Source organism: Rhizobium skierniewicense Ch11, assembly GCF_023757665.1.
GTDB classification, from domain to species: domain Bacteria; phylum Pseudomonadota; class Alphaproteobacteria; order Rhizobiales; family Rhizobiaceae; genus Agrobacterium; species Agrobacterium skierniewicense.
Genome location: NZ_RXPG01000024.1, coordinates 1 through 19324 on the forward strand (window position 1 = coordinate 1; position 19324 = coordinate 19324).

Genomic DNA, 19324 nt, shown 5'->3' on the forward strand with positions numbered 1-19324 from the left:
TGGTTGGCCCAGCAGCGATCTCGATGCACTCATGCCGTGGAATTACACGCGCTGAACGGTCTCAGCTTGCCGCTTACCTTTGAAGTCGGGGAAATTTCCCTCAAACGTTGGAACGATGATGCCATCGAGAAGCCAGTCCGCATGAATTCGATTTTGCGTATTTGAGGCGCCGATTGGACCGACAACAAAACAAGTCCTGGAAGACCCCGCCCCTTTGCTATTGTCACGCATGTAAAACGTCCTCCCAATTAGCAGCATCAAGATGATGGATTAGCGCGATATGGAGGTGTTGCAATAGCCTTATTAATTCGCATCGGAACATCGCTACTCACCTATCGAACACTCTATGGTCGGATTGCTGATCAAACCACCATGCGCGAGAGATTGAGAGTGCCGCATTTATCTCTGCGATAGCCGGAACAGCGGCGTTCCCTCCAACTAAGATAACTGCCGCATCTGCAGCACATACACCTCACAAGCGTTTGAATATTAAGGCAGCTTTCTGGCTCGGTTGTACAATGCGACCACACTTCGGCGCGCCCCTGAGTGACGGAGCCCTAGACCTCTTCGAAACAGCTCTGGTACCTGATAAGGCGCTTTTTCTCCAAAAATAATACCGTGACGCCTCAGTGAAGATACTTCCGCCGCGCTAAGATCTAGACTAGTGATTGCCTCATCAGTGAGCGGTACAGAAAGCTCATCGGTTTGAGATTTGAATTTTTCGAACGCCGGCTTTAGCTCAACAATCTCTTCTACGGTTTCGGAGACCTTGGCACCGCTAGTTGGATCCACCGCGGCCCGTAGCGCTCTCGGAACGAGCAGTCTATTTCCATAGAGGTCCAAATCTTCAGCTTCTGGTTCTTCAGCAGCAGCGTTAGCCAAAAGCCTTACAAGGTCACGCGGGACGAGCCGTCCACGCAGGTCTGAGAGGACTGCAATAATCCAAGTGGACGTATAGGCCTCTCTCGTGCGCTTTCCTGGCCTGTCATCTGGACCTAATTTTGCACCCCAAAGACGGTGCAGAGCCTTAGCGCGCTCATTTGTGGTCATTGCCTGAAAAGTTGGATTCCAGAGACCAGGGAGAGCGCCAGATTGAGTCGCGAGCCAAGCTGCAAGCTCCAGCACATCATCCTCTGTCCATCTGAATGCGAATTGCTGATACTCTCTGCTAAATTGATCAAGGTTTTGTGTAACGGCAGCTTCAACGGTATCTCTTCTAACAAACATTAACAGTCCGAGAGGGCGTCGCAGCTCGGATCTTAACTTTTGCGGAAGTGATATGAGTGCGGAACGCATGGCGACTTCGACACCCGGATCCGAGACAGACTTATAGAGCTCTTCCAATCCCTCAAAGACAGCAATAACCGATTTGCCATTCGCTCTAAGCTCTTGGAGAAGGCTTTCGCCTGCACCTCGCACCCTAGGCTTCAGACCAATGCTCCAAGCAATCAGGTCCAGCAAGATTGCTACCCACTGGCTTTCCGATAAGTTCTCTTGGAGTTTATCTTTCAAAAACGTAGTCGTCTCATATATAGACATCGGCGCGGTTAAACCGAGTGCGACTGACACACGACTTCTTGCATCATCCACCTCGCTTTGTAAGCTGTTGCTGGACTGTACCGACATTGTCACGGGCACTACTTGCGCAGAAATTGAGTCCGTGCCTACCAGATCGTTAACCACCGTTCTCCAGTCTTGTTTCGAAACAATATAACGCGCTGCGAGTGTTTTTCCTGTTCCTTTCGCACCCTCAATCACAGCGATCGGAACCTCAGACTTGAACCTAGACGCAAGTTCCGACAACGGTTGAGTTACGAGAGGTTTAGGCACCGCTCCAGTGAGATTTTCAGCAGCGATTAGCTGATTGGCAAATTTCGCCAAGTCGCGCCGCTGGCTTGTGATGGTAACCTCATTTGTCTGAACCTGCGAGTTGGTCTGCACAACCGAAAGCTCAGATGACAGGAACTCATCACTGCCACTAGCCAAAGCTCTCATGAAGCCGCTGACTTCGAGTTGCGCTACAAATTCACGCCACCCACCCATTGGTATCTGCATATCGGGTAACTCAGGGACCTCAACCTGAACATATGGCGCTACTGCCACCTCACTCGTGAAATAGTCGTCCGAAGCTGTTAACTCTGTTTCATCATCTTGAACAAAGGTTTCGATCAATTGATCGGTCAGCGGCTCGATCAGCTTCTTATCCATTCCGGTCTGCTTAAAAAGTGACGGAACTCTATTAACAACAATCAAAGGGCGTCTAGGTGAGATCTGGGCCCTCCGAAACTCTCTAGATAGAAATGAAACAAACCCAGCCGTGGCTCTAATTGACTGCTCGGCTAGGCTTGTCACAATAATCGGTGAAACATCAGGATCCATTGCGAGGTTGACACCTAAAGGCACCAATCCAGCGCGCACATCGACCACAACGCCGACCGCACCGATTTTCTCGGCGACATCCGCCAGCAAATCAGCGAGAGCAAACGGCCTTTCGGGTGTCGATAGATGTTCTGCTCGAATAGACGAACTAGCGAGTTCCACTATGTTTCTTCTGAGCGGAAGGATGAAGAGATTCCCCGGGACGGCATGATCTTTTAGACGCTCCGATACAAGATTGACAGTCTCAGGTGCCCCGACTTTTTCCTCACTATGTGCCAAAGCAATCAGGTCCTCGAGAGCTATCTTGGCTTGTCCTACGAACGACTCGAAAAGGTAGCTTATGCCTGGGGCTTCTAAGTCTGCATCGACTAGTAGGACCGGCTTACCCTCGGCCGCCGCCCAGTGGAGCGCAAAGGCAACGGCGGTTGTAGTGCGCCCGGTACCACCTTTAACACTGAGTGCCGCAGCGATTGGAACTTTTCTACTTGAGCTGACCGCAGCGGGGGTTCGGAAATCGATTATGCCATCAACCACTCCGAAAGGAGGTTTAGTGCCAGACTCGCCGTCAACAGGCTCCAGATGGACGTGAAGATCCGACCCGCCCTCAAGTTCAATTCGTAGGGGATCAGACTTGACCCGGGAGGGGAAAAGTTCATCTAAGGCTATTTCTACCTCTTCAGTGCCAAGAGATCCGGTATGCTCTAGCAGCAGGCCAAACCAACCTGCCCTTGCAGTGATGATTTGCGAAGGCAATGGATTGTCAGCGAGCTCAATTGCAGCAAGACGCCGTGCGACATCGATCCAAGTTAAAGGCAATTGCTCATTGTTCATCGGTTATTCCTACACCATTCAACTATCGACATCAGCCAATCAAATTGCGCCGCGGTATTATCGACCTTCTCTCCATACCTCCACGCCTCATGCAGTATCGGGGTCTGTCCCTCAAAACGTGTACGAGTAAGGACAATTTTGGGACGAACCTTGATGCTAGATTGGGGGATCCTGAGGTCGGCGATAAGCCCGTCAAGATTGTGCTTGTGACCACGCGCAGACTTGCCGCCTGCTCTCACTTCGTCTGTGGTTTTAAGATTGTTTCGAAGCATATAGAGCGATTTCAGCGCGCATTCTACGGCGTAAAATAAAATTAGTGACGCCGCGTCCATGTCATGATGCGCTTCGCGAGTTGCGGAGAGCCGAAGTTCCTGAGAACGTCGCCAAAGAGTAAGTGGGTTAGGATCTACCAAATGTCATTCCCCGAAGTCACCTGTCATCTCAAGAATCCTCCGCATTCAACCAGAAGCGACAACTTTAAATTGACTACCTCTTAAACTGCAAGAGTGTGACAAAGAAAGATTCATTTTCCTCAACCATTGACACCCATACCTATACTGTCGCATGTTCTCCCACGCGGACAGTTCTCGGGCCTTTTGGCCCTCAATCCATTTGCATTGGAGAACCAATTGTCCGACGTGCCATCAAACCTTGTTTCACTCGATAGCTACCTGACCCTCAAAGAAGTTACGACTAATATCAAAGTCGCGACATCCACACTCTACCGGTGGATCGCCGACGGCAAGGTTCCGAAGCCAGTTCGACTCGGAGAAAACTGTGTGCGGTGGCGTGTTGCAGATGTGAAGGCTTGGCAGGAGAGCCGTCAGAGCGGCGAACCGTTTAAAAAAGCCGGATGAAATTTGCGGGTATGAATACGGGTACCTGCGGAGAATGCAAGGAATGCAAGGCCTGCAAAACAGGCCTTTCAGCACCCCAATGTGACAGACACCCCATCTGCCATACGATTGTTTGGCGTTTTCCGTCTGTCCCCGTTCGGTGCGGATACTGGGATCTGAAAGCGCAAAAAACATTTCCCGGTCACAAGACCATCCTTCTCGCTGAACCGCAAAAATGCTTGAGACCTACCTCCCTGGCTTTATAAGGGCATCAAAGAGCGATTCTTCAGGGGCTTTGTGATGTGGATTGAAGTGACAGCGGTTAACAACAACCAGAAATTTGCCATCAATTTTGACCACGTCTTGCAGATATCGCCGCTGGCGCAAGGCACCCTGGTGCTTCGCAGTGGAAATGATCGCGTCCACGTAATGGAAAGCTATGACTACATCATCGCGCGTCTGCATGCGGCTGCTGCCAAATAATAAGATAAGTGCCAAAACGGCTGTAGGCACGATACCCGCAGGAAGCGCCTGAATAAACAGAATTTTTCTGTGCGCCGTGGCCGCGCCGAAAAGGCCGGGGACGAAAACCCACATGAGGAAAAACGTCGCGATTGTTCTGTCGCCTTGTCCCGGCATCAGGCCAAAGATGAGACCTGCCGCGAGAAAGCCATTATAGAGACCCTGATTTACAGCCAGCGCTGTGGTAGAATGTCGCAATGCGACAGGGCAATCAGCCCGATCACAACATCGGCAATCAATTTTCGTCCTCCACATCACCCGTCTGCTGCATGAAGGACGAAAATCGTTTGAACGCAGTGTTGTCTATGGTTTCAGCAGGACTTTTCCGGCTTTGCCTGGCGCCAGCGACGCTTTCACCGCGGCGGAAATATCTCCCAGATCAAAGATCGCCTCGACCGGAAGGCGGATCGTTCCTTTGACAACGTGCTGGATCAACTCGCCAATCAGACGACGACGTTCATCAGCAGGCGTCCTGGCGATGACAGTGCTGCCCCAGAAACCCTTAATCGTCAGCTGTTTGAAAATGACCGCGCCAGAGGAGATTTGCATGTCCTCTCCCGTCATCGACCCGAATGACACAAGAAGCGCCTCATCGCCGAGGAGCTCTGCTATATCGTTGCTGGCACCGCCGCCAATCGAATCGACGCCAGCGCGGATCGGCTTGCCTGCCGTGAGTTTTCGAACATGGTCTTTCCAGTGGTCGTCGGCTGTCGAGATACCGTTGGCGATGCCCAGTTGGGCAAGCTCCTCGACACCTCCAGGGCGACGAACCAGATTCACGACATGGATGCCGCGTGCCTGCGCCAGCATTGCAACCGCCTTGCCCACCGCACCGTTTGCCGTGTTCTGAATGATCCAATCACCCGTCTTTACACCTAAGAACTCCAGCAATGTCATGGCGCTGAAGGGCATTGCGATCAGTTGGGCTGCTGCCTCGTCCGAAATCTCATCCGGGACCGGAACGACGCCCGCAGCCGGAGACAGAAAATATTCGGCCCATGCGCCGTGCACACCGGCTGCCGTGACACGTTTGCCTTTGAGAGATGGGTCGGTGCCCTCGCCCAACGCATCAACAATGCCAACTGCCTCGCTGCCGCCGATGGCTCCCGGCAATGCCGGTTTGTATCCATAATTGCCACGTACTGTCCAAAGATCATGATTGTGGATCGGCGATAACAGAGTGCGGATTCGCAGCTGTCCTTTGCCGGGCTCAGGAATCGGAGCTTCTGTCGACTGAAGCACATCCTGCGGTTCGCCGAAAATATCGTGTGTTGCGCTGCGCATGGCTCGCCCTTTGTCATGTTGTTGATGACCAGAGCGTCTCGAAACAATGCGGCAATGCTATGAAGCGTCGTGAAACGTACAAACACGAAAGCCGGCCCTGTGGCCGGCTTCTGGATCTATCTTTGTGTCATGCGTTACTGGCAGACGCGCATGCTCTCCATGTGCCAGCCGCCATCATAGGCATTGCGGACCTGACGATCTTCGAACCAGCACCGTGGTGGCGGTGGTGGCGGTTCTACGTAGCGGGGACCATTGTCTCTTGCCAGAGCGCCGCCGATGAGACCACCCAGGACGCCAGCGGCGATGCCACCGGCAATGATCCTGCCATTATCGTGGTCGCGATGTCTGCGCGGCGGGTCGCGATATGGTGGTGGTGGCGGTCCGCGACGATCGTAGCGGTAAGGACCATCATAATATTGAGCAGACGCAGGCTGCACACTCGTCAAGACAGCGCCACTGGCGATCACTGCTGCAAGTGTGGTGAGAAGAAATTTCTTCATGGGGGTGTCTCCAATTGAGACGAACCTACACAGGCTCGCATCTCAGAACGACGGCAAATTGACATGGGACTGATGAACAAGTCCTGAATGCGATGTGCGCAAATCGTTCATGAATGTTCACCTGGTGTTTACGCGCGGGCGTACCGTAAGCCACCACACTGACCTTTCGCGCAGGCATATATGTGGCTATCGCTGATCCGCTTCCTCTACGCGAGGAGCTCCCAAGTCCTGAAAGCCAATCAGGCAAACTTTGGCCCCGCCTTTTGGTGGGGCTTTTTTTATGATGCTATTCCTCGCGCTTGGATGAAAGCTGCTCCTGTCACGCATTTTGTCTCTCAGGCGTACTGAATGCGCGTCCATTGCACTACCAAGCTATCATGAATTTGGTTTATCAAGACCTTATCGCTTAAGGGCTTCGCCCGATTTTTCCCCAAGCGACCAACCTGCCCCGCCGACTTTGCGGGGCTTTTTTGTCTGTAACGCTAGGCCTCATTATCGTATCGGGCGCGTGGGGACGGAAACGTCAAGCTTCGGAGCGGTGTGACCATCATCCTGATGCTCTCTCAGCAAATCCCTGAACAGTTCGATGATTTCGGCCGGCATGTTGCGAGAAAATTCTTCGAACAGTTCCGACGCACGGTTCCAGGAATAAATCGCAGCCAAGGTCAAGATCAGCAGCAGAAGCCATGGCCATAATGGTTTTTTGTGAGGTGGCCTGTTGTCGACATTTCGATCTGTTGTCATAGGCAGCCCTTTGTTGCTCAACGTCCGCCCTGCCGCGGTTCCCCGCCTGGTGCATAGGCGACTTTCTGCTGAAAGCGGAAGATATTGCCACATTGAGCGCAGCGTATCATGTATTCGGCCGGATTGACCGAAGGACGCTCCGTGCGAAAACCGGCTGGCATGTCATCAATGCGAAAATCCACGTTGGCTTTCTGCTTCTCATCCTTTTCCGATACTTCGGCAAAGCCGCTATGGCCGCATTTCGAGCATTCGAGTTTGCGGGAATATCGATCGCGAGAAGCCATGGTCCATCCTTCGTTTGGCGACAGGTAGCAACCGACGCTCGCCAGTTCAATACATATCGCCAGCCCATCCCCGCTTTGCGCGCCTGATCAACAGCCCGAGCGTGCCAGACCTCCAAAAACTTGTGTGCTGATTTCGATCACTCTCTGCATTTTATCGGCTTCAGATACCATTCATAAACCACTTGGTAACGCCATCACTCTAAGGTTGGCGGATGAAAAGTCTGGCGGGGCGTGTCGGACGGAAAAAAGTGGCATGCGATTAAAGAGTTTAACAGTGTTGAAAAAGCTATCTGAGGCACTAAAGCGCGCGGCAGGCGCTACGTCTTTCGTGAAGGTTTTCATGTTTGCGATGGCGATGGCGACAGCAACCGCTGCTACCACCCAAATCGCAAAAGCTGACCCGAAATTTGCTGGTATCGTCATTGATGCCAAGACGGGCAAGGTTCTCTACGGAGAGGACCCCGATGGCTTGCGCTATCCTGCATCGCTGACAAAGATGATGACCCTGTATCTGACGTTTGAGGCGTTGAATTCCGGGCGCATTACGTTGGATTCGCGGGTTCCCGTCTCGGCTAATGCTGCAAAGGAGCCCCCCTCCAAGCTCGGTGTGCGGGCTGGTGGTTCCGTGTCGGTCGAGCAGGCCATCCTGGCACTCGTTACGCGTTCGGCCAATGATATCGCGACTGCATTGGGCGAGTATATCGGTGGAAATGAAGAGCGTTTCGGTCGTATCATGACGGCCAAAGCGCGTGCACTTGGTATGACGCGCACGACCTATCGCAACGCCAATGGCTTGCCGAATACGGCGCAGATGACGACCGCCCGCGATCAGGCTCGTCTCAGTGTCGCACTGCGTCAGCACTTCCCGCAATATTACGGTTATTTCAGCACGCGCAGCTTTACCTTTGGCAAGCAGGTCATCGGTAATCACAACCGCCTCGTCGGTACTGTTCGTGGCGTAGATGGCATCAAGACTGGCTACACCCGTGCCGCTGGTAGCAATCTGGCAACATCCGCACAACTCGATGGCCGCTCTATCGTTGCCGTTGTTCTTGGCGGACGCTCCAGCGCCGCCCGTGATGCCACGATGCGCAAGTTGGTGGCCGAATATCTTCCCAAGGCATCGCGCGGTGCCAGCAGCAACCTGATTGCTGCGTCGGCCTCAGCGCCGATCGAGGAGCCGCAGGCCGTTGTTGCCGCTACAGCCACAACAGGCCTGCCGAACGATGGTCCTGTTCCACAGGCACGGTATGCTGACGAGGCCCCGATGTCTGCCTTTGCGCCGACCCAAGCCAACGCTGCCGTCAGTGCAATGGATGTGGTAACGCGTCCGAAGTCGCCGACACGCGCTGTTCCGCCAGTCAACATGAAGCCGGATCGCTCCTTGGTTACCAATTCGACCAAGGTTGATAACATCGTGACGGCCTCCACAACGCCCGCTTCTCCTGTAACCGGAAATGAAGGTTGGGTGATCCAGATCGGCGCGTCTCCGGACGAAGGTTCCGCGCGCAACCTGCTTCAGGTTGCACAGGATAAGGGTGGTGTCCTGCTGCGCTCAGCTAAGCCCTTCACGGTCGCCTTCAGCAAGGATGGCGCCCAGATGTATCGCGCCCGTTTCGGTGGCTTCGGTGGCCAGAACGATGCGGTCAATGCATGTAACGCTCTGAAAAAGAAGGGCATCAGCTGCTGGGCTTCTCTCCAGTAAACGTATGACGATTTCCGGACCCGGTGACGAGCATGAAAATACAGATTACCGGCTCCACTCCTCGAATTGTACTGTGTAACGAGGCTTTCCAGATGGCGATCAACGAAAACTATTCGGAATTTGCAGCAGGTAAAGGCAGACAGCAAAGTCTGTCCGTTCTGCACCCGATCCACGAAGCGGCGATGAGAATTGCCGATCTCGGCTTGAACAAATCACGACACAAAACCCGCGATCTGGTCAATCTTCTTCTCTCCCATGGAGCTCGAGCCTGGCGCAGCAACCAGCCGGAAGCGAAGATCCATCTTCACATTGCGTCTCGCTCCGGCCGCGGTGCAATCCACATGCGCCTGCGCTGACGACATCTTCGAAACAGGCGCCAGTCGCGCTTTGAGATCGAATAGAAAAGGCCCTGCGAAACACCGGTTTCGCAGGGCCTTTTGTTTGGAATATCACATCAATAAAAGTGGCGTGTGACGATCACACGCCGCTTTTTCTTGGAAGCATCAGGCTTCGCCTTCAGGTGCAGCACCGGCGTCTGGCTCTGCGCCGGTGATGTCGGTCTCACCCTCGAGAGCGTCAACCTCTTCATCGCCTTCTGGCTCGTTGATACGCTCAACGGAAACGACCTTTTCGTCCTTTGCCGTCGAGAAGATCGTCACGCCCTTTGTTGCGCGGCTTGCAAAGCGAATGCCGTTGACAGGAACACGGATCAACTGGCCACCGTCGGAGACGAGCATGATCTGATCTGTGTCTTCAACCGGGAAGGCTGCAACCAGTTCGCCGATTTCCGCCGTCTTCGACGTATCGGTTGCGCGGATGCCCTTGCCGCCGCGACCGGAGGTGCGGAAGTCGTAGGACGATGAGCGCTTGCCAAATCCCTTTTCCGAAACAGTCAGTACGAACTGCTCCTGTGACTTGAGGAACTGATAGCGCTCTTCGGAGAGATGCCCTTCTTCGGTCACCTCCTCACCAACGAGTGCGATTTCCTCGACTTCCGTCTCGCCAGTCAGCGCCCGACGTTCAGCAGCCGCACGCTTGAGATAAGCGGCACGCTCCCACGGCTCGGCATTGACGTGGCTGACGATGGTCATGGAGATGATCCGGTCGCCCTCGCCCATGTTGATCCCGCGAACGCCAACCGAATTGCGGCCAGCAAAAACGCGAACATCGTCAACGGGGAAGCGAATGCATTGGCCCAGCGCCGTCGTCAGCAACACATCGTCACCGGCCGATTCGCCAAGTGCATCCGGGCCAGAGCAGGTTTCTACGGAGAGGATTTCGTCACCCTCCTCGTCCAGCTTCATGGCAATCTTGCCGTTGCGGTTGACCTGCACGAAGTCCGACAGCTTGTTACGGCGAACCGTTCCGCGTGTGGTCGAGAACATCACGTCCAGTGTTTCCCAGGTCGTCTCGTCTTCCGGCAATGGCATGATGGTGGTGATGCGCTCACCTGCTGCCAGAGGCAGCATGTTGATCAGCGCCTTGCCTTTGGACTGTGGCGTACCGATCGGCAAACGCCAGACCTTTTCCTTGTAGACGATACCGCGCGACGAGAAGAACAGGACTGGCGTATGGGTGTTGGCGACGAACAGACGATTGACGAAATCGGCATCGCGTGTCGCCATGCCCGAGCGGCCCTTGCCGCCGCGACGCTGCGCCTTGTAGGTCGTCAGCGGAACGCGCTTGATATAACCCAGATGCGACACCGTGACGACCATGTCTTCGCGGGCGATGAGATCCTCATCGTCCATATCGGGGCCACCTTCGACGATCTGACTGCGGCGCGGTGTGCCGAACTCGTCGCGAACAGCTGCAAGTTCGTCCTTGACGATCTGCTGGATGCGAATGCGCGATGAAAGAATATCGAGATATTCGCTGATTTCGGCGCCGATCTTGTTCAATTCGTCGCTGATTTCATCGCGACCGAGAGCCGTCAGACGGGCCAGACGAAGCTCGAGGATCGCACGGGCCTGTTCTTCCGACAGATTGTAGGTCAAATCTTCGTTGATACGATGGCGTGGGTCATCGATGAGAAGAATAAGGCTTTCCACGTCGGATGCTGGCCAGCGGCGCGTCATCAGCTGCTCACGAGCGGTCGCTGGATCGGGTGCCTGACGGATGACACGGATGACTTCATCGATGTTGGCGACAGCGATGGCCAGACCAACCAACACATGCGCGCGGTCACGCGCCTTGCGCAGCAGGTACTTGGTGCGGCGGCTGACAACTTCTTCGCGGAACGACACGAAGGCTCTGAGCATGTCGAGCAACGTCATCTGCTCCGGCTTGCCACCGTTCAGCGCCACCATGTTGCAACCGAACGAGGTCTGCAGAGGTGTGTAGCGGTAGAGCTGGTTCAGAATGACTTCAGCGTTTGCATCGCGCTTCAGCTCGACGACCACGCGGTAGCCTTGACGGTCGGACTCGTCACGAAGGTCGGAAATGCCTTCAACGCGTCTGTCTTTGACCAGTTCGGCCATCTTTTCGATCATCGACGACTTGTTCACCTGGAAGGGAACTTCGGTGATGATGATTTGCTCACGGTCGCCACGCATCGGCTCGATCGTTGCACGGCCACGCATGATGACGGAGCCGCGGCCCGTCTCGTAAGCGGAGCGAATGCCCGAGCGTCCCAGAATGAACGCGCCTGTGGGGAAATCCGGGCCGGGAATGATTTCCATCATTTCCGGTAGCTCAATCTCGGGGTTGTCGATCAAGGCGATGGAGCCGTTGATGACTTCGGTCAGATTGTGGGGCGGAATATTGGTCGCCATGCCAACGGCAATACCACCTGCGCCATTGACAAGAAGGTTCGGGAATTTCGCGGGAACCACGACTGGCTCCGACATGGTGCCGTCATAGTTGTCGCGGAAATCAACCGTTTCCTTATCGAGATCGTCAAGCAGTGCATGCGCCACTTTCTCGAGGCGGCACTCGGTATAGCGCTGGGCGGCCGGCGGATCGCCGTCGATAGAGCCGAAATTGCCCTGACCGTCGATCAGCGGCATGCGCAACGACCAATCCTGTGCCATACGTGCCAAGGCGTCATAGATCGCCGAGTCACCATGCGGATGGTATTTACCCATCACGTCACCGGTTACGCGGGCGGACTTGACGTATTTCTTGTTCCAGTCGAGGCCGAGTTCATTCATCCCGTAAAGGATACGACGGTGAACGGGTTTCAGTCCGTCGCGAACATCTGGAAGTGCACGGCTGACGATAACGCTCATGGCGTAATCGAGATACGACCGCTGCATTTCCTCCATGATGGAAATGGGCTCAATACCTGGCGGAAGCTTTCCGCCGCCTGGGGGGCTCTGATCAGTCAAATCGGATCACATTCTATGTTAAGAATCGGATGGATTTTTATAGCGGAAACAGCGCTAAAGCGCCAATTTCCAGCGCCGTTATGAACAGTCTTTTACGTCATTTGCAAGACGATGCACAGTTTTCTCCGCGTGCCGGATGAAAACAGGGCAATCAGGGTTTCAAACACCGGCAGACTTACCTAACATCATTCGATAATAGATCCTGAGACAGGCCGAGAAGCCTCGATTTTAGAGGACACGAGACGGGGACATCATGGCAACCACCGAACTTCTCATCAATGCATTGACGACGATGCTGGTGACGCTCGATCCTCCGGGACTGGCGCCTGTCTTTCTGGCCTTGACGGTTGGCATGACGCGGGCTCAACGCGGCCAGGTGGCGCTGAGAGGCTCGATCATCGCGTTTGCCATTCTCGCCATGTTTGCCCTGTTCGGATCGTCCATTCTGGAGCTACTCGGTATTTCTCTCGGTGCTTTCCGAATCTCGGGAGGCCTGTTGCTGTTCTGGATATCGTTCGAAATGATTTTCGAGAAGCGGCAGGAGCGCAAGGAGAAGACGTCTGAAATGGCCATCACCCTGGATCACATTCAGAATATCGCCGTTTTCCCGCTGGCGCTTCCGCTGATCGCCGGCCCTGGTGCCATCTCGGCTACCGTGCTGATCTCGGGTTCCATGCAGACCACTGTCGACATGGTGATCTTTATTTTGCTGCTTGCCTTCAGCATGTTGCTCGTCTTTCTCGCGCTGCTCGCTGCCGACCGGCTGGATCGCTTCCTGGGCAACACCGGCCGCGCCATCCTGACACGCCTGCTTGGCGTCCTTCTCGCAGCGCTTTCGGTTCAATTCGTGGTGGATGGGGTGAAATCCGTGATCGTATCGTAACGGCACCAACCCACTTTTAAGTCATGATCATGAGCGTCTCTATGATCTGCCTCAGAACACCACCACCGTCATGAAGGACAAACCATAGCAGATCCTCGGGGCAAGCCCGAGGATGAGCCGTTGGGGAATCAACTCTTTTGCACACTCACGAAATCACAGGATCCAGAGAACCCGACGCGTAACGCTTCGCCATCTCCCGCAACGGAACAGGTGTGATCTTCGACGCCTGCCCGGCCGTCCAGAACAGTTCAAACCGTTCCTTGCAAAGCTTCGTCATCGCGTCACGCGCAGGCTTCAGATACTTGCGCAGATCGAATTCCGCCGGGTCTTCCGCCAGAACCTTACGGATTTGTCCGGTGATGGCCATGCGGCAGTCGGTGTCGATATTGATCTTGCGAACGCCATTCTTGATGCCGCGCTGGATTTCCTCGATCGGCACGCCCCAGGTTGGCTTGATCGCGCCGCCATAGGCGTTGATGATATCCTGCAAATCCTGCGGCACGGTCGATGACCCGTGCATGACGAGATGCGTATTCGGCAGCTTGTTGTGGATTTCCTCGATGACGTTCATGGCGAGCACGCTGCCATCCGGTCTGCGCGTGAATTTGTAAGCGCCGTGGCTGGTGCCCATGGCAACAGCCAAAGCATCCACCCTGGTTTCGCGCACGAATTTCACCGCTTCATCGGGGTCGGTCAGCAACTGGTCGTGCGAGAGGACACCTTCGGCACCGTGGCCGTCTTCCGCCTCGCCCATGCCACTTTCCAGGGAGCCGAGAACACCCAGTTCACCCTCGACGGAGATACCGCCGTAATGGGCCATCTCGGTAACCTGTCGCGTGACGCCGACATTGTAATCCCAGTCCCCCGGCGTCTTGCCATCGGCCTTGAGCGAACCGTCCATCATGACCGATGTAAAACCGGCCTGGATGGCGGTCATGCAACTCGCGGCCTCATTGCCGTGGTCCAGATGCACGCAGACGGGTATGTGCGGGTAGATTTCAACGACCGCATCCATCATGTGCTTGAGCATGATGTCGTTTGCGTAGGCACGTGCGCCGCGAGATGCCTGCATGATAACGGGCGAATTGGTCGCATCCGCCGCGTCCATGATGGCCAGCGCCTGTTCCATATTGTTGATGTTGAAGGCAGGGACGCCATAGCCGTTTTCTGCCGCGTGATCGAGCAATTGACGGAGCGTTATTCGAGCCAAGGTATTTCCCCCTAAACGAGTTGTTTTGAGAATGGCATCCCTCAACACCATCCTGTCCTTTTGCGGACATTCGCTACTATTGCCTCGGCAATACCAACTATCCAGCTTTTTTTGACATTGATCAGCAAAGAATGAACGATACGCAGGTCGAAAGCCGGTGAGACCGAAAGTTACCCGATGATTAAAATGCCGTGACCTGTCGTGGTTTGGCGAATGGCCGTCGCATTTCGCGTAGGTTAACGCCCGGGCTTCACGCCATCATCCCCTCAACTTTGCAAAGACAAAGACAGGGGCAGACCCAAGCGGCAGGTTCGTCTCTTTATAAGCGTCGCCAATAAAGGGAACAGATATGAAGACATTGCTTGCATCGACCTGTCTGGTGTTCGGTTTGCTCGGCGGTGCGGCTGCGGCCAGCGCTGCTGACTGCGGTAGTCCGACCATTGCCAGCATGAACTGGCAGAGCGCAGAAGTGCTGTCCGCCATCGACAAAATCATTCTCAACGAAGGTTATGGTTGCAGCGCTGATATCACTATCGGCGATACGGTTCCGACGATCACCTCCATGGTTGAAAAAGGCCAACCCGATATTGCGCCGGAAGCCTGGGCCGATACGCTGCCGGAAGTGGTCAAACGTGGCGTTGACGAAGGCAAGCTGGTGGTTGCCGCAACGGCCTTGCCTGATGGCGGTATCCAAGGCTGGTGGATTCCCAAATACGTGGCCGAAGCACATCCTGATATCAAGACCATCGGCGATCTCATGAAGAATCCGAAGCTTTTCCCGGACGCCGAAAATCCGGATAAGGGCGCCATCGTCAACGGTCCGCAAGGCTGGGGCGGTACCGTTGTGACCGGTCAGCTCTACAAGGCATTCGGCGCCGAAAAAGCAGGCTTCAACCTTATCGATAGCGGCTCTTCCGCTGGCCTCGATGGTTCCATTGCCAAGGCCTATGAGCGCAAGCAGCCATGGGTTGGCTACTACTGGTCGCCAACCGCACTTCTCGGCAAATACGATATGGTGAAGCTCGAGCCCGGCGTTCCAGCAGATGCTGCGGAGTGGAAACGCTGCAACACCGTTGCCGATTGCCCCGATCCTAAGCCGAACGCGTGGCCGGTCGACAAGGTCGTGACGCTGGTTGCCAAACCATTTGCCGACAAGGCCGGTCCAGAGATCATGGACTATCTGAACAAGCGGTCGTGGAGCAACGCCACCGTCAACAAGCTGATGGCGTGGATGACGGACAATCAGGCAACCGGTGAAGATAGCGCCAAGCATTTCCTCAAGGAAAACCCAGACATCTGGACGAAGTGGGTTTCTGCCGACGCGGCAGAAAAGATCAAGGCCTCGCTTTGATACCTTCCCTCCTGCCAGACCCACCGTCCGGCAGACACGCAACCAGACATGCGATTGGCAAACACCAATCGCATGTCGCCGTGATCACAGGGGAAGCGCATGGACTGGTTTTACAAGTTTCCGAGCATGAACGACGACACGCTTCGTGCTCTGAAAAAGATGATTGATGACGGCTTTCGTGAATTCACCCGCGCCTGGGGCGCAAGCATCGAGGGCTTCTTCTCGCCGCTCCAGCAATTCCTGATCTGGGCCGAGCGTTTCATGACGCAGACGCCTTGGCCGATCATTATTCTGCTAATTTTGGGCATAGCCTGGGCTGGCAGTCGCAGCGTGAAGATCGTGCTGGGCTGTCTCTTCACGCTTCTGGCCATTGGCTATTTCGATATGTGGACGGATACGATGCGGACGATCTCGATGATCTTCGTCTGTACCGTCCTGTCCATCGCCATCGGGCTGCCGCTCGGTATTGCCATGTCGCATTCCAACCGCGTCCAGCGCGTGGTCAATCCGATCCTTGATGTGATGCAGACCATGCCGAGCTTCGTCTACCTCATTCCCGTCGTCATGCTGCTGGGCATCGGCCGTGTGCCCGGCCTGATCGCCGTCGTCATCTATGCCATTCCGCCGATGATACGCCTCACCAATCTCGGTATCCGGCTGGTGGACCGGGATGTGCTGGAAGCCGCAGACGCCTTCGGCTCGTCGGGCTGGCAAAAGCTCTTCAAGGTGCAATTGCCGCTGGCGCTGCCCACCATCATGGCAGGCATTAACCAGACCATCATGATGGCGCTTGCGATGGTCGTCATCGCCTCGATGATCGGCGTACAGGGGCTGGGACAGCCGGTCCTCAAAGCCATCGCCAACCAGTATTTCACGCTCGGCATCTTCAATGGCATGGCCATTGTCGGCATCGCCATCATCTTTGATCGCATCAGTCAGGCCTATGGCAAAAGGCTCCAGAAACATCAGGAGATTGCCCATGGCTGAATCTGCATTTGGCGGCATAAAGATCAGCAACCTCTACAAGATTTTTGGCGCGAAACCGCACGCTTATATCGACGCCGTTCGCAATGGGCTGACAAAAACCGAACTTAACGAGAAGCACGGTCATGTTCTCGGCCTTCGAGATATCAACATCGATATTCCCTCGGGCTGCATTCAGGTCATCATGGGCCTTTCCGGCTCCGGCAAGTCAACGTTGATCCGCCACATCAACCGGCTGATAGACCCGACGGCTGGCGAGGTGCTGGTCGATGGCGTTGATGTCGTGAAGATGAATGCGGCGGAACTGCGCGCCTTTCGCCGTCACCAGACGGCCATGGTTTTTCAGAAATTCGCCCTTCTGCCGCATCGCAATGTTCTCGACAACACACTGTATGGTCTTGAAGTGCAGGGCATGGCGCGGGCGAAAAGCGTCGATATTGCCATGCGCTGGCTGGAGCGCGTCGGCCTGAAAGGCTTCGAGACGCGCTTTCCCAACCAGTTGTCCGGTGGCATGCAGCAGCGCGTGGGGCTGGCGCGAGCCCTGTCCAACGATGCGCCGGTTCTTTTGATGGATGAAGCCTATTCCGCGCTCGACCCCCTGATCCGCACCGACATGCAATCCGTGCTTCTCGATATTCAAAAGGAAATCCGGAAAACTATCGTCTTCATCACCCATGATCTGGACGAGGCGCTTCGTCTGGGTGACCAGATCGCGATCTTGCGGGACGGCGAAGTCATCCAGCAGGGCACCAGTCAGGACATCGTGCTGCGTCCAGCCGACGCTTACATCGCCAACTTCGTCAAGGAGGTGAATAGGGGCCGGGTCATCAATGTCGAGGCCGTGATGTCTCCGGTTGCGCCGGGCATGCCGGCCGTCGGTCCGCAAGTTGTCGTCGGCAGCAGCATCGAGGACACGATGCGAATGCTTGCGCGCAGCGGCGATGAAACAGCAACAGTTTGCGCCCCATCGGGCAAGGCGGTGGGGACTGTCAGCTTGCGGCAACTTGCCAGTGCAATCGTCGATGTGGCCGCGGCGGAGAGCACTATCGGCGGTGTGGAAAATCTTGCTCGGGCGAAGGCCTGAACAGACTGTTCACAAATTTGGCCGCACATTCCCTGAATAGCACCCTATATGTTTGGCAACGAAACATATGCAGATTCAGGTAGATTATCATGAAGAAGATCGGTTTTCTGTCTTTTGGACATTGGGGTCCGGGGCCACATTCACAGGCACGCACCGCCAAGGACGTCCTTCAACAATCGATAGAGCTTGCGGTCGCCGCAGAAGAGATCGGTGTCGACGGCGCATACTTCCGTGTGCACCACTTCGCCCGGCAACTGGCGTCGCCGTTTCCGTTGCTTGCAGCCGTCGGTGCCAGAACGAGCAAAATCGAGATCGGCACAGGCGTCATCGATATGCGCTATGAAAACCCGCTCTACATGGCGGAAGATGCAGGTTCAGCTGACCTGATCTCCGATGGTCGGCTGCAACTTGGCCTCAGCCGTGGCTCGCCCGAACAGGTGATCGAAGGCTGGCGCTACTTCGGCTATCAGCCGACAGACGGCACAAGCGATGCCGACATGGGCCGCAACAGCACGGAAGTGTTTCTGGAGGTACTGAAGGGAGAGGGTTTCGCCGAGCCCAATCCCCGCCCGATGTTTGCCAACCCACCCGGACTGCTTCGTCTGGAACCGCATTCGGAAGGGTTGCGTGACCGCATCTGGTGGGGAGCTGGCTCCAATGCCACCGCCGTCTGGGCGGCAAAGCTCGGCATGAACTTGCAGAGTTCGACGCTGAAGGACGACGAGACCGGAGAACCGTTTCACGTCCAGCAGGCAGCGCAGATCCGCGCCTATCGCGCCGCATGGAAGGAAGCGGGCCATACCCGCACACCGCGTGTGTCCGTCAGCCGCAGCATTTTTGCGCTGGTCGATGATCGCGACCGCGCCTATTTCGGTGGCAGCGGCAAGGAAAGCGATAGCATCGGTTATCTCGATGCAAACACCCGTGCTGTTTTCGGACGCTCATATGCCGCAGAGCCGGAGACGCTGATCAAGGAACTGGCAAAGGATGAAGCCGTGGCGGAGGCCGATACCCTGTTGTTGACGATCCCGAACCAGCTTGGCGTCGAGTACAACGTCCACGTTCTAGATTCCATCCTGAAACACGTCGCACCAGAACTGGGCTGGCGTTGATGCTACAGGGTCCATGGCATCTCTGAATGCTGTGGACCAGCGCCGGTTTATTTGGAGATATCCAGAACCCGTCCCTTCGTCAGTTCCAGCGTCTGGCGTTGGAAGTGACCGCGATCGTTCCATGGTGAACACCCGCAACCGGTCGAGCGAGCGGACCGTCGATCGTGGGCCCAAAAGAGACCGCGGATGAGAGCAATCACCACCCGATCGGCCAGTCCCCTCCACGATAGTCCTACGCGTTGTCAACCAGCTTGCCCAGCGCGGTATCAAGCACGCCCAAGTGTAC

Annotated in this window: 16 protein-coding genes; 8 read left to right on the forward strand and 8 right to left on the reverse strand. The window is 55.4% G+C overall.

Annotation, left to right across the window (positions count from 1 at the left end; genetic code table 11):
- Positions 1–489: 489 nt before the first annotated feature.
- On the reverse strand, positions 490–3210 hold the full coding sequence (locus EKM04_RS16355) for a KGGVGR-motif variant AAA ATPase (RefSeq protein ID WP_183897356.1): 2721 nt from the start codon (positions 3208–3210) through the stop codon (positions 490–492).
- A gap of 638 nt (positions 3211–3848) precedes the next feature.
- On the opposite strand from EKM04_RS16355, the gene EKM04_RS16360 reads away from it, so the two are divergent.
- Positions 3849–4067, forward strand: a complete 219-nt coding sequence (locus EKM04_RS16360) for a helix-turn-helix transcriptional regulator (RefSeq protein ID WP_252094083.1) — start codon at positions 3849–3851, stop codon at positions 4065–4067.
- Between the two features lie 225 nt (positions 4068–4292).
- On the opposite strand, the gene EKM04_RS23175 is transcribed toward EKM04_RS16360, so the two are convergent.
- The 5 genes from EKM04_RS23175 to EKM04_RS16385 form a co-directional block, all read right to left on the reverse strand.
- Complete coding sequence (locus EKM04_RS23175; RefSeq protein WP_183897355.1) at positions 4293–4823, reverse strand: DUF1304 domain-containing protein; 531 nt, start codon at positions 4821–4823, stop codon at positions 4293–4295.
- A gap of 48 nt (positions 4824–4871) precedes the next feature.
- Entirely contained in the window at positions 4872–5852 is a 981-nt protein-coding gene (locus EKM04_RS16370) for a zinc-binding dehydrogenase (protein ID WP_183897354.1), read from the reverse strand.
- Positions 5853–5986: 134 nt separating this feature from the next.
- Complete coding sequence (locus EKM04_RS16375) at positions 5987–6352, reverse strand: hypothetical protein (protein WP_183897353.1); 366 nt, start codon at positions 6350–6352, stop codon at positions 5987–5989.
- 492 nt (positions 6353–6844) lie between these two features.
- Positions 6845–7096 (reverse strand): hypothetical protein, encoded by a 252-nt coding sequence (locus EKM04_RS16380; protein WP_234911019.1) that lies wholly within the window; start codon positions 7094–7096, stop codon positions 6845–6847.
- A gap of 17 nt (positions 7097–7113) precedes the next feature.
- Positions 7114–7380, reverse strand: a complete 267-nt coding sequence (locus tag EKM04_RS16385) for a hypothetical protein (protein WP_174152917.1) — start codon at positions 7378–7380, stop codon at positions 7114–7116.
- A gap of 340 nt (positions 7381–7720) precedes the next feature.
- Here EKM04_RS16385 and EKM04_RS16390 point away from each other — a divergent pair, with 340 nt between their 5' ends.
- Positions 7721–9085 (forward strand): SPOR domain-containing protein, encoded by a 1365-nt coding sequence (locus tag EKM04_RS16390; protein WP_412762993.1) that lies wholly within the window; start codon positions 7721–7723, stop codon positions 9083–9085.
- Between the two features lie 92 nt (positions 9086–9177).
- Positions 9178–9441: a hypothetical protein gene (locus EKM04_RS16395; protein WP_174153028.1), complete on the forward strand. Its 264-nt coding sequence runs from the start codon at positions 9178–9180 to the stop codon at positions 9439–9441.
- Positions 9442–9588: 147 nt separating this feature from the next.
- Here EKM04_RS16395 and gyrA read toward each other — a convergent pair whose 3' ends face one another.
- Positions 9589–12414: a DNA gyrase subunit A gene (gyrA, locus tag EKM04_RS16400; RefSeq protein ID WP_234911018.1), complete on the reverse strand. Its 2826-nt coding sequence runs from the start codon at positions 12412–12414 to the stop codon at positions 9589–9591.
- Positions 12415–12667: 253 nt separating this feature from the next.
- On the opposite strand from gyrA, the gene EKM04_RS16405 reads away from it, so the two are divergent.
- Positions 12668–13297, forward strand: coding sequence for a MarC family protein (locus EKM04_RS16405; protein ID WP_183897351.1), 630 nt, complete (start codon positions 12668–12670; stop codon positions 13295–13297).
- A 145-nt stretch (positions 13298–13442) separates the two neighbouring features.
- Here the strand turns inward: EKM04_RS16405 and fba are convergent, their stop codons facing one another.
- The gene (gene fba, locus EKM04_RS16410; protein WP_174152914.1) at positions 13443–14507 is read right to left on the reverse strand and encodes a class II fructose-bisphosphate aldolase; all 1065 of its coding nucleotides are present in this window, start codon (positions 14505–14507) and stop codon (positions 13443–13445) included.
- Between the two features lie 349 nt (positions 14508–14856).
- On the opposite strand from fba, the gene EKM04_RS16415 reads away from it, so the two are divergent.
- From EKM04_RS16415 to EKM04_RS16430, 4 genes are all read left to right on the forward strand, one after another.
- Positions 14857–15858 (forward strand): ABC transporter substrate-binding protein, encoded by a 1002-nt coding sequence (locus tag EKM04_RS16415; RefSeq protein WP_174152913.1) that lies wholly within the window; start codon positions 14857–14859, stop codon positions 15856–15858.
- 99 nt (positions 15859–15957) lie between these two features.
- Positions 15958–16845: an ABC transporter permease gene (locus EKM04_RS16420; RefSeq protein ID WP_183897350.1), complete on the forward strand. Its 888-nt coding sequence runs from the start codon at positions 15958–15960 to the stop codon at positions 16843–16845.
- On the forward strand, positions 16838–17926 hold the full coding sequence (locus EKM04_RS16425) for a quaternary amine ABC transporter ATP-binding protein (protein WP_183897349.1): 1089 nt from the start codon (positions 16838–16840) through the stop codon (positions 17924–17926). Before EKM04_RS16420 ends, EKM04_RS16425 begins: the two co-directional genes overlap by 8 nt.
- An 89-nt stretch (positions 17927–18015) precedes the next feature.
- The gene (locus EKM04_RS16430; RefSeq protein ID WP_183897348.1) at positions 18016–19038 is read left to right on the forward strand and encodes an LLM class flavin-dependent oxidoreductase; all 1023 of its coding nucleotides are present in this window, start codon (positions 18016–18018) and stop codon (positions 19036–19038) included.
- The last annotated feature ends 286 nt before the right edge of the window (positions 19039–19324 follow it).

Coding starts and splice junctions, on each gene's coding strand:
- EKM04_RS16355 (WP_183897356.1), bottom strand. CDS start 3,210: ATGAACAATGAGCAATTGCCTTTAACTTGGATCGATGTCGCACGGCGT.
- EKM04_RS23175 (WP_183897355.1), bottom strand. CDS start 4,823: ATGTGGAGGACGAAAATTGATTGCCGATGTTGTGATCGGGCTGATTGC.
- EKM04_RS16370 (WP_183897354.1), bottom strand. CDS start 5,852: ATGCGCAGCGCAACACACGATATTTTCGGCGAACCGCAGGATGTGCTT.
- EKM04_RS16375 (WP_183897353.1), bottom strand. CDS start 6,352: ATGAAGAAATTTCTTCTCACCACACTTGCAGCAGTGATCGCCAGTGGC.
- EKM04_RS16380 (WP_234911019.1), bottom strand. CDS start 7,096: ATGACAACAGATCGAAATGTCGACAACAGGCCACCTCACAAAAAACCA.
- EKM04_RS16385 (WP_174152917.1), bottom strand. CDS start 7,380: ATGGCTTCTCGCGATCGATATTCCCGCAAACTCGAATGCTCGAAATGC.
- EKM04_RS16390 (WP_412762993.1), top strand. CDS start 7,721: ATGTTTGCGATGGCGATGGCGACAGCAACCGCTGCTACCACCCAAATC.
- EKM04_RS16395 (WP_174153028.1), top strand. CDS start 9,178: ATGGCGATCAACGAAAACTATTCGGAATTTGCAGCAGGTAAAGGCAGA.
- EKM04_RS16405 (WP_183897351.1), top strand. CDS start 12,668: ATGGCAACCACCGAACTTCTCATCAATGCATTGACGACGATGCTGGTG.
- EKM04_RS16415 (WP_174152913.1), top strand. CDS start 14,857: ATGAAGACATTGCTTGCATCGACCTGTCTGGTGTTCGGTTTGCTCGGC.
- EKM04_RS16420 (WP_183897350.1), top strand. CDS start 15,958: ATGGACTGGTTTTACAAGTTTCCGAGCATGAACGACGACACGCTTCGT.
- EKM04_RS16425 (WP_183897349.1), top strand. CDS start 16,838: ATGGCTGAATCTGCATTTGGCGGCATAAAGATCAGCAACCTCTACAAG.
- EKM04_RS16430 (WP_183897348.1), top strand. CDS start 18,016: ATGAAGAAGATCGGTTTTCTGTCTTTTGGACATTGGGGTCCGGGGCCA.